This window comes from Salinimicrobium sp. 3283s (genome assembly GCF_039602225.1).
Taxonomy (GTDB): Bacteria; Bacteroidota; Bacteroidia; order Flavobacteriales; family Flavobacteriaceae; genus Salinimicrobium; species Salinimicrobium profundisediminis.
On record NZ_CP143631.1, the window covers coordinates 2,612,295 to 2,626,924 of the forward strand.

At 42.0% G+C, this 14,630-nt stretch carries 16 protein-coding genes; 8 read left to right on the forward strand and 8 right to left on the reverse strand.

The window, feature by feature from the left end; translation table 11 throughout:
• Window positions 1-2: 2 nt before the first annotated feature.
• On the forward strand, window positions 3-1,052 hold the full coding sequence (locus tag VS868_RS11480) for a DUF5074 domain-containing protein (protein WP_345597607.1): 1,050 nt from the start codon (window positions 3-5) through the stop codon (window positions 1,050-1,052).
• A gap of 78 nt (window positions 1,053-1,130) precedes the next feature.
• Here VS868_RS11480 and VS868_RS11485 read toward each other — a convergent pair whose 3' ends face one another.
• Window positions 1,131-2,585 (reverse strand): S41 family peptidase, encoded by a 1,455-nt coding sequence (locus VS868_RS11485; protein WP_345597609.1) that lies wholly within the window; start codon window positions 2,583-2,585, stop codon window positions 1,131-1,133.
• Between the two features lie 72 nt (window positions 2,586-2,657).
• Entirely contained in the window at window positions 2,658-4,118 is a 1,461-nt protein-coding gene (locus VS868_RS11490; protein ID WP_345597611.1) for a S41 family peptidase, read from the reverse strand.
• 120 nt (window positions 4,119-4,238) lie between these two features.
• Between VS868_RS11490 and VS868_RS11495 the strand changes: the two genes are divergently transcribed.
• From VS868_RS11495 to VS868_RS11510, 4 genes are read left to right on the forward strand one after another with little or no spacing between them, the layout of a single operon-like run.
• Entirely contained in the window at window positions 4,239-4,754 is a 516-nt protein-coding gene (locus tag VS868_RS11495) for an RNA polymerase sigma factor (RefSeq protein ID WP_266067734.1), read from the forward strand.
• A complete protein-coding gene (locus VS868_RS11500; protein ID WP_345597614.1) occupies window positions 4,735-5,187 on the forward strand; it encodes a hypothetical protein in 453 nt (150 codons plus the stop codon). Before VS868_RS11495 ends, VS868_RS11500 begins: the two co-directional genes overlap by 20 nt.
• A gap of 16 nt (window positions 5,188-5,203) precedes the next feature.
• Entirely contained in the window at window positions 5,204-5,728 is a 525-nt protein-coding gene (locus tag VS868_RS11505; protein WP_266067732.1) for a DUF4252 domain-containing protein, read from the forward strand.
• A gap of 1 nt (window position 5,729) precedes the next feature.
• On the forward strand, window positions 5,730-6,263 hold the full coding sequence (locus VS868_RS11510) for a DUF4252 domain-containing protein (RefSeq protein ID WP_266067731.1): 534 nt from the start codon (window positions 5,730-5,732) through the stop codon (window positions 6,261-6,263).
• 127 nt (window positions 6,264-6,390) lie between these two features.
• Here the strand turns inward: VS868_RS11510 and purB are convergent, their stop codons facing one another.
• The gene (gene purB, locus VS868_RS11515; RefSeq protein ID WP_345597617.1) at window positions 6,391-7,728 is read right to left on the reverse strand and encodes an adenylosuccinate lyase; all 1,338 of its coding nucleotides are present in this window, start codon (window positions 7,726-7,728) and stop codon (window positions 6,391-6,393) included.
• Between the two features lie 74 nt (window positions 7,729-7,802).
• Window positions 7,803-8,489, reverse strand: a complete 687-nt coding sequence (locus VS868_RS11520) for an NAD-dependent deacylase (protein WP_345597619.1) — start codon at window positions 8,487-8,489, stop codon at window positions 7,803-7,805.
• Between the two features lie 119 nt (window positions 8,490-8,608).
• Here VS868_RS11520 and VS868_RS11525 point away from each other — a divergent pair, with 119 nt between their 5' ends.
• Window positions 8,609-9,265, forward strand: a complete 657-nt coding sequence (locus VS868_RS11525; protein ID WP_266067728.1) for an RNA methyltransferase — start codon at window positions 8,609-8,611, stop codon at window positions 9,263-9,265.
• 35 nt (window positions 9,266-9,300) lie between these two features.
• Entirely contained in the window at window positions 9,301-9,837 is a 537-nt protein-coding gene (locus VS868_RS11530) for an SRPBCC family protein (RefSeq protein ID WP_266067727.1), read from the forward strand.
• Between the two features lie 109 nt (window positions 9,838-9,946).
• Here the strand turns inward: VS868_RS11530 and VS868_RS11535 are convergent, their stop codons facing one another.
• The 4 genes from VS868_RS11535 to rlmH are packed head-to-tail and all read right to left on the reverse strand — an operon-like array spanning window position 9,947 to window position 13,719.
• Window positions 9,947-10,702 (reverse strand): carboxypeptidase-like regulatory domain-containing protein, encoded by a 756-nt coding sequence (locus VS868_RS11535; protein WP_345597623.1) that lies wholly within the window; start codon window positions 10,700-10,702, stop codon window positions 9,947-9,949.
• A 60-nt stretch (window positions 10,703-10,762) separates the two neighbouring features.
• Complete coding sequence (locus VS868_RS11540) at window positions 10,763-12,601, reverse strand: DEAD/DEAH box helicase (protein ID WP_345597625.1); 1,839 nt, start codon at window positions 12,599-12,601, stop codon at window positions 10,763-10,765.
• 56 nt (window positions 12,602-12,657) lie between these two features.
• On the reverse strand, window positions 12,658-13,239 hold the full coding sequence (locus VS868_RS11545) for a non-canonical purine NTP diphosphatase (RefSeq protein WP_345597627.1): 582 nt from the start codon (window positions 13,237-13,239) through the stop codon (window positions 12,658-12,660).
• Window positions 13,240-13,245: 6 nt separating this feature from the next.
• Window positions 13,246-13,719 (reverse strand): 23S rRNA (pseudouridine(1915)-N(3))-methyltransferase RlmH, encoded by a 474-nt coding sequence (gene rlmH, locus VS868_RS11550; protein WP_345597629.1) that lies wholly within the window; start codon window positions 13,717-13,719, stop codon window positions 13,246-13,248.
• Between the two features lie 50 nt (window positions 13,720-13,769).
• Between rlmH and nadC the strand changes: the two genes are divergently transcribed.
• On the forward strand, window positions 13,770-14,627 hold the full coding sequence (gene nadC / locus VS868_RS11555; RefSeq protein ID WP_345597631.1) for a carboxylating nicotinate-nucleotide diphosphorylase: 858 nt from the start codon (window positions 13,770-13,772) through the stop codon (window positions 14,625-14,627).
• Window positions 14,628-14,630 lie beyond the last annotated feature (3 nt).

Genomic DNA, 14,630 nt, shown 5'->3' on the forward strand with positions numbered 1-14,630 from the left:
TTATGAAGCTTAGCAAACTATTTTTATTTGGACTCCTTGGAGGATTATTTTTCAACTCGTGTAGCAGCGATGATGACAATGTAGATCCACAACCCGAACCAGAAGTCGGAGTTTATTCCGAAGGTCTTTTTGTGCTTAATGAAGGCGCACAGGCTGCGGGTACAGTAACATATATTAGTGATGATATGGAAACTGTAGAGAACGAAATTTACCAGGCAAACAATAATGACGACCTGGGAATGTTTCTACAATCAATGTTTTTCCACGAAGACAATGCTTACATAATTTCTAATGGTTCAAATCTTATCACCGCGGTAGACCGTAACACCTTTGAAGTTGTTGGAAAGGTAGACAGTGGTCTTAAAGTTCCTTATTATGCAGCAGTAGTTGGTGAAACAGCTTACGTAACAAATTTGGCTGAAGTAATAGATGCACCTAATGATGATTATATTGCATTGGTAGACCTTAAAACTTTAGAGGTTACCGGTACCATAGAAATTGACGGTCCTGCTTCAAAAATTATAGCTGAAGATGATTTCGTTTATGTTCAGAATTCTTCTTATGGAGTGGGTAATACTATAACTGTAATAAATTCAGCTACCAAAGATGTAGTAAAGACCATCCAGGTATATGACGGACTTAAAGATATGGAGATCGAGAATGATTATCTCTACGTGCTGGGCACAGGAAGCATTGAAACTATTGATCTTACAACAGGGCAAAAAGTATCGGAAGTTGTATTAACTGATTACCTACAGGGAGCGTCTAATTTAGAGGTTGAAGACGGTACAGTTTATTTTACTTTAGACAATGCAGTTTATGCAATGGCAGTTGGGGCTACAACCAGTCCTTCTGCTCCCATTATTGAGTACACTAGTGAGTCTCAATGGGGAAAAATGTATGGTTTTGAAGTAGAAGACGGCAGGATTTACATTGGTGATGCAGGTGATTTTGCTTCAAACGGGTTTATTGAGGTGTATACCACTGCCGGTGAGTTTGTAAAGAAAATTAATGTTGGAGTGGGGCCTAACGGATTTTATTTCAATGACTAAAACAGAATATGTTTTAAATAAAAAAATCCCGCTTTTGCGGGATTTTTTTATGGTATGTATATAGATCTAGTTGCGTTTTTAAGGCAACTCATTGGTGTACATTCTTTGGTAGGTAGGCTGAAACATATCGCTCTCTCCTTCAATCTTAAACCTGTCATTGAGCATTCTTTTTTGTGCAGCAGTTGCCGCCTCTCCGCCAGTCTCTCCTGAAATGGCATTTAAAGCAACCTTTAATAAGGGTTCCTCTGGGTCTCCAAGGGGAAGATAATTAAGGCCTTCTGATGCTTTGATGTCGGGAGTTAAACCGTTGTCGTAATCGCTTTTTCCTACTGAGTTTGCAACTTTTGAAATGAGCGGTTGGATGGCATATTTATGTGAAGGGTTAACGTTCTCTTTGGCGAACATGATATGACTTGAGTCGTACAGGGTTCTTGAACTCTGGTATTTTCCTGCAGTATTATCTCCAATATGAACCACCTCGATATAAGGATCCAATCCATTGATCAAAAGTTCACTGGCAGAAGCAGAGCCACGGGTGGCAATTATATAAACCCTCGCCAGGTTCAGGCTGTTAATGTCTTCCCCGGTATGTATCTTGTCATTGAACCTGAATTTAACATATTCGGGAGCTTCTGCTTCATAGATCGCTTTCCATTTCTCATTCATAATCAATTCGGCAAGTAACTCGCCTTTAAATCCACCGGTGATCATTGATGAAAGGTCGGAGGCCGTTTCAACCGATCCTCCTCCGTTGTACCTAAGGTCAATTACAAGTTCATCAACGCCTTCAGCTTTAAAGAAACCAAAAGCCTCGTTGAGTTTCGGATCAAAATCTGAAGTAAATCCGTTGTACATAAGGTACCCAACATTTAGGTCGTTATGTTTTATAACCTTGGCTACGTGCACCGGATTTTCAGCCAGTTCTACACTTGTAAGCTGTGCTGTTTTTCCGCTTAAACCAATCGTATTGTTATTAATTTCGGCATAAGAAACGCTAAAGCTGTCCTGAGACAAAAGCTGGCCTAAATTACCAACAGTCAGTTGCTGTCCGTTAACTTCAAGAAAAATATCCCCGCGTTTGATCCCTGCCTGGTCTGCAGGAGAACCGGGCACTACATATCTTGTAATTATAAAAGCATCGCTTCCACCTCCAATAGTTCCGTAGGCAAAAACCATCCCTGTAGTTTTTTCTATCCCGCTGTAAAGCAATTTTTCCAGCTCGGTATAATCATCCCACATAAAACTGAACCTGTCATGTGAGGCTTTTAAATTTTCATAGGTTTCTTCAGGTTCGTCAAAATCTGCAAAAAAGTCTTTTTTCTCCTGAAGGTTTTTGAAATAACCTTCCTGTAATTCGGGCACTTCGGCTTCATAAAGGTACCAATCGGCCATTGCGCGATGTATGAATAGGTCAACAGTGTAATCCCGTGCATCGGGAGTTATTTCGGGTTCCTTTTCCTGTACATCGTCATCTTTGGAGCAGGAGGTGAAAAATATTCCCAGCAGGAATAGCGGCATAAATAATCTCTTCATTTAAAATACATTTAGTGGTGGCTAAAACTAAGATAATCGCGATTAGTACCAAAGAAAAATGCAAAATATATGTTAAAATTCCACTTTCGAGGTGCCTGGCAGGTCAGGATCTTCGATATACATCATTTGGTGAAGTAGGTCGTAATTACTGCTTTCTCCTAACACCTCAAAAATGCCATTTTTGACACTCATTTCGGAAGTGCGTCCTTCTATGAGGCTTAACACCGCTGCCAGTAAGGGCTCGTTAGGATCTCCCAATACTCCGAGATCTGTAAAATCTTCTTTTATTTCTACATCGGGAGAAAGCCCTTCGGAATAATCGGTGACATTATTTACGTTCAGGCTCTTATAAATTAGGGGCTGTACCGCGTAAGAATGCCCAGTATTTGCTCCGTTTCTGCGGAAGTTTGGCGAATCGTATAGCGTAGTGGAAGCCTGAAATTTTCCGGTAGTGTTTTCCCCTACCTGAATCACATCGATGTAGGGCTTAAGTCCGTTGATTACCAGCTCGCTGGCCGAGGCAGTCCGTAAAGTAGTAATGAAATATACCTTTCCCAGTCCGAGGCTGTTTATGGCTGCTCCTGTTCTTATTTTGTCGTCAAAAAGATTGACCAGACTTTCGGGGGCGGTAGATTCTAATAGGTTCTGGTATTCTTCATTCCACTGTTCTTTGCTGAAGATCTCCCCGGTGAACTGTCCCGTGATCATACTGGCCAAATCGCTGGCAGTCTCAACCGAACCCCCGCCATTATATCGCAGGTCTACAATCAATTCCTGAACTCCTTCGGCTTTGAAGTATGCAAAAGTATTGTTTAAAACATCATCAAAAGTGCCTGTAAATCCGTTGTACATGAGATAGCCTACCGTAGCATTTGTTGTTTCAAAGGTTGTGGCGATATAAACAGGATTGGTGGTATACTCTTCTTTTTGCAGGTTTATGGTCTCTCCTGTAGCGATGATCTCACCTTCAGTGAACTCTGCCATACCTATAGTGTAACTTTGCTGTTGCAGCAGTCTTGAATAATTTTCCCGGTTGAGTTCTACGCCATCTATGCTGTTGAACAAATCTCCTCTCTTTACTCCCTGCTCTTCAGCTGAAGTATTGGGCAAAACATACCGCACATAACCCACTACGTTTTGGGAGCCTGGAGGATAGGCCACCACGCCATACTGCATTCCGTTTGAAGTATTGATGCCGTCAAGCAACTTTTCCAAAGCCCTGTAATCCTGCACCAAAAAACTGAAATCATCAAAATCGGCTACCAGGCCTTCATAAAAAAGTTCTTCGGGAGATGAATAACTTCTAAGGAATTCGTTGAGTTCTTCCTGGTTGGCAAAACGATCATCGGCAAGATTGGGAACATCGGCCTTGTAGAGATACATATCGTTCATAGCCCGCCAAATAAAATTTTTAATTTCCAGCTCGCCCGAAGCTACAAGTACGTCATCACGGTCGTCATGGCAACCATAGATAAACAGCAACATGAAAAAAGAGAGGAGTAATTTCGGGGTAGATTTCATAGTTTTATCCATATTTATCACTTTAAATGTAATACGAATAAATATACTTTTTAATATTTATTGGTAACAAAGTACCTTCAACGTCGTCGTAAAGGAAAGGGCCCTAAAAAAGCCCTGCCAACCAAACCAAAAATGAAACAGCATACTTTTATAAGTCTCATGAAACCGGTGCAGGACAAGATGTACAGGCTTGCCTTAAGGCTACTTGTTTCAAAAGAGGCTGCAGAAGATGCGACACAGGAAGTGATGTTGAAGCTTTGGAGCCGTAAAGAGAAATTGAGTTCTTATAACAATGTAGAGGCCTTTGCCATGACCGTTACCCGGAACCATTGTCTCGATCAACTTAAGCTGAAACAGAACAATAACCTGCGCATTGTTCACAGCAATTACGAGTGTGGTGAAACTTCACTGCAGCACAAAGTAGAGATACAGGATGACCTGAACTGGGTGGAGAAGATCATTGCCGAGCTACCTGAACAGCAAAAGATCCTCATCCAGTTAAGGGAGGTGGAGCAGTATGAATATGAAGAGATAGCTAAAATGACCCAAATGAACCAGACAGCTATACGGGTAGCTTTAAGCAGGGCCCGAAAAAAAATAAAAGAAGAAATGATTAAAAGACACCGCTATGGAATCGCAAATAATTGAGAAACTGCTAGATCGCTACTTCGAAGCCGAAACCACGGGAGAAGAAGAAGCCCGCCTAAAGAACTACTTTAGTTCGGGAGAGGTCGCGCCACACCTGCAACAGTACATTCCCATGTTCTGTTACTTTCACCAGGCAAAGACCGAAAAGCTTGACAGGGAAGTTGCTTACACACCTCATAAAAACAAGCTGGAGCCGGGCAGGAAAAAAGTGTATTCGTGGGTAGCAATCGCCGCTTCTATTGTGATCTTCCTGGGAGTTGTAATACAGCAGGAAAACCAGGTGAGCGAGTTTGGTACTTACGAAGATCCCGAACTGGCTATGCAAAAAACCAGGGAAGCCCTTGAGATGATGTCCCTGTATATGAACGCCGGCACCGAAGATCTTAGCTACATAGAAGAATTTAATAATACTAAAGATAAAATTGTAAAATAACCCAAAAATCAAAATCATGAAAAAGTTCAGCCTTGCCTTACTGGCACTTATATTACCCTTTCTTTCGGGAGCTCAAACCTTTGATAAATATGAGGGCATGAAAGAAGTAGACGCGGTAGTGGTAACAAGTAAAATGTTCAAGTTACTCACTAAAATTGACCTTAATGCCGATGATCCTGAAACCCAGGCTTACATTGATCTTATTGAGAACCTTAAGGAGATGAAAGTGCTTTCAACAACCAAAGAGAACATTCGGCAGCAAATGGCTCTTGATGTGGCATCATACATCAAAAAAGGCAGTATGGAGGAGCTTATGAGAGTTTCCGAAGACGGCAAAACAGTGCGTTTTTATTACAAACCCGGCAAAAATGACGATTACGTGAGCCAGTTGTTTATGTTCATGGAAGGTGAAGACAAGAATAAACCCATGTCGGTAATCCTTAACATTACCGGAGAAATCAACCTTGCGCAGGTGTCAAAACTTGCCAACGACTTCAAGATTCCGGGAGGAGAAGAACTCGAAAAAGTAGAAACAAAATAAGATGAAAAATTCAGTTTTTATACTGGTACTACTATGCCTTGGGTTTGTTTCCTGTAACAATGAAACCAGTCTTCAGGAGTTTTATGTAGAGCATCAAAATGATAACCAGTACCTGGCATTCGACATTCCTGTAAGTTTACTAACAGGTGATAATTCTGCCCTTACCGCCGAACAAAAGGCTACTATGGAAACTATTAAGAAAGTGAACATTCTTGGGTTTCCATTAAAAGGAGAGAACAAGGGAGAATATGAAGCAGAAAAAGAGCGATTAACGTCTATTCTGAAGGCTGATAAATACCAGCAGCTTATGCGGTACGGCGGGGGCACACGAAAAGCTGAACTTTACTACCTGGGCGAAGAAGATGCCATTGACGAACTGATTGTATTTGGAAGCGATGATGAAAAAGGCTTCGGAATAGCACGCCTTACCGGAAATGACATGAATCCTGAAGCCCTTATACGTCTCCTGAAGTCTTTCGAAAAAGGAGAACTCAATGTTGCCGGATTACCAAAATTAGAAGGCTTCCTCGATTAAAAACTTATCCTGCAAAGGGAAAGAGGTCTCAAAAATGTCATTTTTGAGACCTCTTTTTTTAAAGTGTATTTTAGTTTCAGTAGAATTTTTCAGTTTTTACCGACTACCGACTACCGACTACCGACTACTAAATTCCCGTGTAGTTCTGCGGACTAATTTGTCGCAGCTCCTGTTTAATTTCTTCAGAGACATCCAGTTGCCCAATAAATGCTGAAATACTGTCTTTATCGATCTTTTCATTGGTTCTGGTAAGTCCTTTCAACGCTTCGTAAGGATTGGGATAACCTTCCCTTCTCAAGATCGTCTGGATGGCTTCGGCAACCACAGCCCAGTTCTTTTCAAGATCCTCATCTAGCTTAGCCTCATTCAGCAGCAATTTATTCAGTCCTTTTAGGGTAGAGGCGAAACCAATTAAGGTATGGCCAAATGGCACTCCTATATTGCGCAATACAGTACTGTCGGTAAGATCTCGCTGTAAACGGCTCACAGGCAACTTAGCCGATAGGTGCTCAAAAAGGGCATTTGCGATACCTAAATTTCCTTCACTGTTTTCAAAATCAATAGGATTTACTTTATGCGGCATTGCCGAAGAACCTACTTCTCCTTCTTTTATCTTCTGTTTAAAATAATCCATCGAAACGTAAGACCAAACGTCTTTGTCTAAATCGAGAATTATGGTATTGATGCGCTTCAAGGCATCAAAAAGAGAGGCCATATGGTCGTAATGCTCAATTTGGGTAGTGGGAAAAGAATAGTACAGGCCAAGGGAGCCTTCAACAAAATCTTTTCCGAAGTTTTTCCAGTTGATATGTGGAAAAGCCACTTTATGGGCATTGAAGTTACCGGTAGCTCCTCCAAATTTTGCTGCATTGGGAATATTCTGCAAAAACCTGATCTGTTCTTTGAGCCTCACCACAAAGACCTTTATTTCTTTGCCAAGGCGGGTGGGAGAGGCCGGTTGGCCATGGGTTCTCGCCAGCATGGGCACTTCCTTCCAGTCGGTAGCCAGTTGTTCCAGTTTTTCGACAAGCCCCGTAAGCGCCGGATTGTAAACTTCCTCGAGTGCTTCTTTAATGCTAAGAGGTACGGCCGTATTGTTAATGTCCTGGGAAGTTAAGCCAAAGTGGATAAATTCCTTATAAGCCGAAAGGTCCAGGTTATCGAATTTATTTTTAATAAAATATTCTACTGCCTTAACATCGTGATTGGTCGTGTTCTCTATCTTTTTTATTTCCAGGGCATCTTCAGTAGAAAATTCAGAATAAATTTTACGCAACACCGGAAAAACTGATTGATCAACTTCCTGTAATTGTGGTAGCCCATGTTCGGCCAGGGCAATAAAATATTCGATTTCTACCCGTACCCGGTATTTGATCAGGGCCTGTTCGCTAAAATAGTTTGCAAGTTGCTGAGTTTTGGAAGAATATCTGCCATCTATAGGAGATATTGCCTGAAGAGAAGTCATGAGTGTTGGTTAAAAATTTAAAGGCTAAAGATACATTTTAAGGTGCAACCGTAAAAAGTATTTATTCTTTAAGTTCACTCCGAATCCTGCAACAGTTCTTTCACCAGTTTTGGAACTCCTGTCGAGGCTTTTTCTGAAAAGATCTTCAGGTGCCTGGTTTCTTTTACAGCGGGTTTGGGATCTATAAAATACACCGGAATTCCTTCGGGAGCGTAATGTAAAAGTCCGGCAGCAGGGTACACCTGCATGGAGGTGCCAATAATTAGGAGAATATCGGCTTCCATAGTGATTTGTATAGCCGGTTGCATCATGGGTACAGCTTCACCAAACCAAACAACGTGTGGCCGAAGCTGACGTTGATGTTCACAAAAATCTCCAGCCACCAAATCCCCCTCCCAATCCAGCACCAGGTCTTCATCAAAAGTGCTGCGTACCTTTTTTAGCTCTCCGTGAAGGTGGATCACATTTTTGCTGCCCGCCCGCTCATGCAGGTCGTCTACATTCTGGGTGATAATATGCACCTCGTAATTCTTTTCGAGTTCTTTAAGCGCTTTGTGAGCAGGATTAGGATCTACCGTTTGTAGTTGCCGCCTGCGTTTATTATAAAAATCGAGCACAAGCTCCTGGTTGCGTTCCCAGCCCATGGGAGAGGCAACTTCCATTACATCATGGCCTTCCCACAGCCCGTCTGCATCTCTAAATGTGTTGATTCCGCTTTCTGCACTTATCCCGGCACCTGTAAGCACTACGATTTTTTTCATTTCTGAAAGATTTGATTTCTAAAATGTAAGCAGTTTTATTGAGAAATCATAACGTAAAAGTCTATTTCCTTACCTCTCAAAAAGGGTAAAATCGCGAAGTATTTGCTACTTTCGCCGGCATGGAAGAGCATCTTAAACTGCTGTCATATCTGGAGTCTTTTCTTACTACAAGGAGAAAAGAGCTTTTTAAGAAGGTTATTGCAAAGCGCACCAATCATTTTACTGTGGCTACCCAGGATGTTTACCAACTTCACAACACGAGTGCGGTGATACGCAGCTGCGACGTTTTTGGGGTGCAAAATGTACATGTGGTAGAGGAGGTGAACGTTAAAAAAATTGATCGTGAAATTGCTATGGGGGCACAAAAGTGGGTGGATATTAATCGTTATACCTCTACTCAAAGCTGCGTTAAAACCCTGCGGAAAAACGGTTACAGGATCATTGCCACATCTCCTCATGAAGGCACACTACTTCAGGATTTTGACATTTCACAGCCCGCTGCACTTTTCTTTGGTACCGAAACTAAAGGCCTTTCGCAGGAAGTTCTGGAAGAAGCCGATGAATTTTTACAGATTCCCATGGTAGGCTTTACCGAGAGCCTGAATATTTCGGTTTCCGCAGCCATCATTTTACAAAGTTTAAGTTCCAGATTAAGGAATAGCGATATCAACTGGCAACTTACACAGGAGGAGCAGGTTATAAAACAGATTGATTGGGCAAGGAAGAATTTGAAAAATTATGCCGAAATTCTTTCACGCTTCAAGGCAACACAATAAATTTATTTACTTTTAGGTCCCTATAGTTAAAGAATATGACTCTTTTCTTTTATGTCATCATTGGCATTATCACCTTTGTGGCATTTTTACATGCGTGGGCAAAGAAAGAATACAACGTAAGCCGCACGGTGGTGATCAATCGCCCTAAAGCTGAAGTGTATGCATTTGTACGCCAGTTAAAAAAACAACCGCTGTGGATTCCCTGGTATCTTGATGATCCAAAAGTGGTAATTAAATTTAAAGGGGAAGATGGTAAAGTGGGAGCAACTTCTTACTGGAAAGGGCGCAATAACATTGAAGGCATACAAAAGATCGTGAAGATAAAGGAAGGAAAGGTCCTGGAGACCCAACTGCTGTTCATTAAACCCTATAAATCTTTATCCCTTCTTTATGTAGCCGTTAAAGAAATGGATTCTAACCGCACTAAAATGGTGTGGGGAGTAAAAGGAGTTCATAAATTTCCCGCTTCTGTGATTATGCTTTTCTACGGAATGGAACGTGCTTTAGGGAAGCATTTTGAAGCAGGTTTGTATAACCTGAAGACTCACCTGGAAAGGAACAAATTAAATTAAAACTGAAGGTTTACAGGAGGTGTTTTAAAGTTTCTTCCTGCATGTTACAAATCAAGTATAAAAAAAGAAGTCCCAAAAATGTCATTTTTGGAACCTCTTTTTGAATTTACTATCGGTTCAAAACCTTGTATTCTTCGTAACAGCCGCTCATCGCATCCAGTATCTGCAAGTCGTTTGCGTTATTTATAAAGTCGGTAGAGTAGTTGCAGCGACGCAGAACTTCATCTATGTCCATTCGGTTTATTCCCAGAACGGCCATAAGGGTTTGCCTGTCAAACTTGCTTTGCAAAAGATTCCGGATCTTATCATCCTGCTTCATTTCGCGTAGCTTTTTCATTTGTTTGGGCTGGCGTCCAAAGATGTTGTACAGCGCATCGGCTGGATTAAAGATGGCACCCAAAGCTCTTGAAATGGCATTAGGGCTGTATTCTCCTCCTTCATATCCCTGGTTTAACCCAGAGATGCTGTAGCGGTAATTTTCATAGATTGGAATGTTTTTAGCGTCAATCTCCAGGTAACCTGTTAACTGTATTGGGCTTACAACCACTTCTTCTAAAGCGATCCCCAGTTCGGTCATTTTTACCTTTACCTCCCCGTACTTAAGCCAGTCATTGGTAACCCTTACCCGTATCGATTTAAATCCGAGGTAAGAGAAATACAGGGTGTCATTTACTTCGGCCTGGATTTTAAAATGTCCATCTTCAGCAGAGACGGCGCCAATTACCTGGTTGAGGTTTACAATATGTGCATTCTCAATAGGAACGTCGTTGGCTGCATTAAGAACTTTACCTGAGACCACAGTAGTTTCCTGGCCTAAGGCCACGAAACTGAAAAGCAGGAAGAGAGGGGCTAAAAACTTTTTCATGCTATGAATTAAGCTTTTTTGGTACTTTGAAAAAACTGTACCAAAAAAGCTATTTCGAGATTACTTTTTTGATCTTCTCCTTTTTATTGAACTTTCAATGCTGCTGCTGCGGCTACCGCTTTTCTTTCCCTTGCGTCCGCCAGATCCTGCATCAGATGATCTTCTTTTTCCTCCGGAAGGAGCGTTAGATGAGCGTCTTCGACCTTTGTCGCCTCCTCTTGAAGGTTTGTCAAAGCTGCGTTCTCCTTTGTCTCTTCCTTTATAACCACCGCCTTTACGACCGCCGCCACCGCTGCGTTCTTTTCCGGCACTTTTTTTAGTAATCTCTACATTGATGTGACGCCCCTGGTGCTTAAAGTCCTGGAAGATGCGAAGCACCTCTTCGGCTTTAGAACTGTCTACATTAAAGAATGAAAAGCTGTCTTTTACTTCCACCCGGTTTACATCGTCTCTTCCAAGATCAAGAGTAGCCTTTAAGAAATCTTTCAGGCTCATCCAGTCAAAATCGTCTTTGGCACCTACATTGATAAAGAATCTTGTGCTGTCGCCTTCATCTTCATAAACTTCAGTAGAACCTTTTGCATTTAAATCCTGCGCATTATTATAGTAGTTGAAGAATCGGGTGAATTCAACCGAAAAGAATTTTTTCAGTAATTCCTCCTTGGTAAGGCCTTCAAAAAGTTCGGCTATGCTTGGCAGGTACTTGTCAATCTCGTGGTTGATCTCGGTCTTGCTAATTTCATTGGCAAGGTGAAAGAGCTGTACTTCACAAATCTCCCTTCCGTCGGGGATTTCTTTTCTCTCAAACGACTGACCAATAATGCGTTCTATGCCTTTGATCTTACGTACTTCGCTTTTGGAAACAATAACCATAGAAACCCCGCTTTTTCCGGCTCTACCGGTACGGCCACTTCTGTGGGTGTAAGTTTCAATCTCATCGGGAAGCTGATAGTTAATTACGTGCGTGATATCATCAACGTCAATTCCGCGGGCAGCAACATCTGTAGCTACCAGCATCTGGATTTGTCTCGCCCTAAAGCTTTTCATTACCAGGTCACGTTGATTCTGGCTAAGATCGCCGTGAAGGGCTGCAGCGTTATAGCCATCTTCAATTAACTGCTCGGCAACCTTTTGGGTGTCGCGCTTGGTACGGCAAAAAATTACCGAAAAAATATCAGGGTTAGCATCTGCAAGTCTTTTTAGAGCTGCGTAACGGTCACGGGCATTAACGATATAATACTCATGAGAGACATTTGAAGTCCCCATATTCTTGGTTCCTACAGTGATCTCTACCGGAGTGCGCATAAACTTCTTAGCAATGGTAGCAACCTCTTTAGGCATGGTAGCCGAAAATAACCAGGTGCTCTTTTCTGAAGGTGTGTGAGAAAGGATCTCAGTGATATCTTCATAGAATCCCATATTCAGCATCTCATCGGCTTCATCAAGGATGCAATACTGGATGTTCGAAATGTCTACCAGCCTTCTGTTCACCATATCCTGCATACGGCCGGGAGTGGCAACAATAATTTGTGCACCTTTCTTGATTTGCGCAGCCTGATCTGTAATGCTGGCGCCCCCGTATATAGCTACGGTATTTAGGCCCTTAAAATATTTGGAGTAATTCTTTAATTCGTTGGTAATTTGTAAACACAACTCACGGGTTGGAGAAAGAATAAGGCCCTGTGTCTTTCTACTGTCTACATTGATCTTTTGGATAAGCGGAAAACCAAATGCTGCGGTTTTTCCGGTTCCGGTTTGTGCAAGAGCCACCATATCTGTCTCTTCCTGCAATAAAATTGGGATTGCTTTTTCCTGTACTTCGCTCGGGTTTTCAAAACCCATGTCTTTAATTGCCTGTAACAGGGCATCATTCAATCCTAATAATTCAAAATTATTCATACATATCTAATAAGCGGCAAAGGTAAGGATTAGTTAGCAGCTTATTACATTTATATTTACAGCTTCGTGGAGGCAAGAAAGTCAATGAGTTGTTGGGTTGCGCGTGCACGGTGGCTAATTTCAGATTTTTCTGAAAGCTCCATTTCAGCGAATGTCACCTCTTTTCCTTCGGGTTGAAAGACAGGATCATAGCCAAAACCCTGTGAACCTTTCCTTTCAAAAATGACATTTCCAGGGCAAATTCCGGTGAAGGTGTGAAGCTGCCCCTCAAAATGAAGTGCAATGACCGTTTTGAAGCGGGCGCTGCGATCTCCTTTGTTTTGAAGTTCTTTCAGTAGTTTATCAATATTTGCATCGCTACTTTTTTCTTCGCCTGCATACCTGGCCGAATAAACCCCCGGCGCCCCGTTCAAAGCTGCAACTTCAAGCCCTGTGTCATCGGCAAAGCAGTCATAGCCGTATTTTTCCTTTACATAATCGGCTTTTTGAATGGCGTTGCCTTCAATAGTAGGAGAAGTTTCAGGAATATCTTCGCTGCAGCCAATTTCTTCGAGCGAAAGCAGCTCAATTCCTTTTGGCATCAGGGCCTGTATTTCTTTTACTTTGTTTTTATTCTGAGTGGCAAAAACCAGTTTCATAAGCTGTTATTTATGGTGATAGGGTTCATTTTTAAGAATGGTAAAAGCACGGTATAGCTGCTCTACAAAGAACAACCTTACCATCTGGTGTGAAAATGTCATTTTTGAGAGGGAGATCTTTCCGTCGGCGCGCGAATAGACTTCTTCGGAAAAACCATAAGGGCCGCCAATAACAAAAATGAGTTGCTTCATGCCGCTGTTTAAACGCTTCTGAATATATTCTGAAAAAGCTTCCGAAGAGAATTGTTTTCCGTTTTCATCAAGCAATACCACAACATCTGAAGTAGTCACTTTCTCAAGGATCAACTTACCTTCCGCAGTTTTTTGCTGGTCTACAGAAAGGTTTTTGGTCTTCTTGAGATCGGGGATGATCTCAAATTCAAACTTGTTGTAAAACCCGAGCCTGTTGACATAGGTATCAATGAGGTTTTGCAAAGCCTTATCATCGGTTTTTCCTATTGTCAGCAATTTTATAGTCATGGTAAAATTTAAGTGTTTACTTTGTAACTTTAGCAAAAATAGGTACTCCAATGATTTCAAAAGAACAATTTGAAAAGGAAATTGAATTAATTATTGAAAATGCTTTAAGGGAAGATATAGGAGATGGCGATCACAGTTCCCTGGCCTGTATCCCGGCAGATGCCCACGGAAGAGCGAAATTACTTGTTAAAGACAGTGGAATCCTTGCGGGAGTTGATTTTGCCCGCCGCGTTTTTGAGAAGGTAGACCCTCAAATAAAAATGGAGGTGTTGATGCAGGATGGCAGCCTTATCAAGCCCGGGGATGTGGTTTTTTACATTGACGGGGCTTCGCAGTCTATTCTCAAAGCCGAGCGGCTTGTGCTCAACGCCATGCAGCGCATGAGTGCCATAGCGACTAAAACCCGCACTTTTGCCGATAAACTTGAAGGTACTCATACCAAAATACTCGACACAAGAAAAACCACGCCCGGGATAAGAGCCCTCGAGAAATGGGCCGTAAAGATTGGCGGGGGAGAAAATCACCGTTTTGCGCTTTACGATATGATCATGTTAAAAGATAATCACATAGATTTTGCGGGAGGCATAGAAACTGCAGTGCTAAAGACTCAAGACTACCTTGCCAGCAATAACCTGAACTTGAAGATCATTGTGGAGGCCAGGGATATCCAGGAGATAAAGCAGATCCTTAGAGCAGGGGGAGTGGATAGAATTTTACTTGACAACTTTAATTACAACGAAACCCGGGAGGCTGTTGCCTTAATTGCAGGGCGTTGTGAAACCGAATCTAGCGGCGGCATCACCCTTGAAACTGCCAGGAAATATGCCGATTGCGGTGTTGATTTTATTTCGAGCGGGGCCCTGACGCATTCTGTCTATAACCTCGATCTCAGCTTAAAAGCTGTGTAGTAA

Bases quoted from the DNA above. Each gene is read 5' to 3' on its own strand.
- VS868_RS11505 (WP_266067732.1), top strand. From the start codon at position 5,204: ATGAAAAAGTTCAGCCTTGCCTTACTGGCACTTATATTACCCTTTCTT.
- VS868_RS11485 (WP_345597609.1), bottom strand. From the start codon at position 2,585: ATGAAGAGATTATTTATGCCGCTATTCCTGCTGGGAATATTTTTCACC.
- rlmH (WP_345597629.1), bottom strand. From the start codon at position 13,719: ATGACTATAAAATTGCTGACAATAGGAAAAACCGATGATAAGGCTTTG.
- purB (WP_345597617.1), bottom strand. From the start codon at position 7,728: ATGACTTCTCTTCAGGCAATATCTCCTATAGATGGCAGATATTCTTCC.
- VS868_RS11500 (WP_345597614.1), top strand. From the start codon at position 4,735: ATGGAATCGCAAATAATTGAGAAACTGCTAGATCGCTACTTCGAAGCC.
- VS868_RS11495 (WP_266067734.1), top strand. From the start codon at position 4,239: ATGAAACAGCATACTTTTATAAGTCTCATGAAACCGGTGCAGGACAAG.
- VS868_RS11520 (WP_345597619.1), bottom strand. From the start codon at position 8,489: ATGAAAAAAATCGTAGTGCTTACAGGTGCCGGGATAAGTGCAGAAAGC.
- VS868_RS11480 (WP_345597607.1), top strand. From the start codon at position 3: ATGAAGCTTAGCAAACTATTTTTATTTGGACTCCTTGGAGGATTATTT.
- VS868_RS11525 (WP_266067728.1), top strand. From the start codon at position 8,609: ATGGAAGAGCATCTTAAACTGCTGTCATATCTGGAGTCTTTTCTTACT.
- VS868_RS11540 (WP_345597625.1), bottom strand. From the start codon at position 12,601: ATGAATAATTTTGAATTATTAGGATTGAATGATGCCCTGTTACAGGCA.
- VS868_RS11545 (WP_345597627.1), bottom strand. From the start codon at position 13,239: ATGAAACTGGTTTTTGCCACTCAGAATAAAAACAAAGTAAAAGAAATA.
- VS868_RS11510 (WP_266067731.1), top strand. From the start codon at position 5,730: ATGAAAAATTCAGTTTTTATACTGGTACTACTATGCCTTGGGTTTGTT.
- VS868_RS11530 (WP_266067727.1), top strand. From the start codon at position 9,301: ATGACTCTTTTCTTTTATGTCATCATTGGCATTATCACCTTTGTGGCA.
- VS868_RS11490 (WP_345597611.1), bottom strand. From the start codon at position 4,118: ATGGATAAAACTATGAAATCTACCCCGAAATTACTCCTCTCTTTTTTC.
- nadC (WP_345597631.1), top strand. From the start codon at position 13,770: ATGATTTCAAAAGAACAATTTGAAAAGGAAATTGAATTAATTATTGAA.
- VS868_RS11535 (WP_345597623.1), bottom strand. From the start codon at position 10,702: ATGAAAAAGTTTTTAGCCCCTCTCTTCCTGCTTTTCAGTTTCGTGGCC.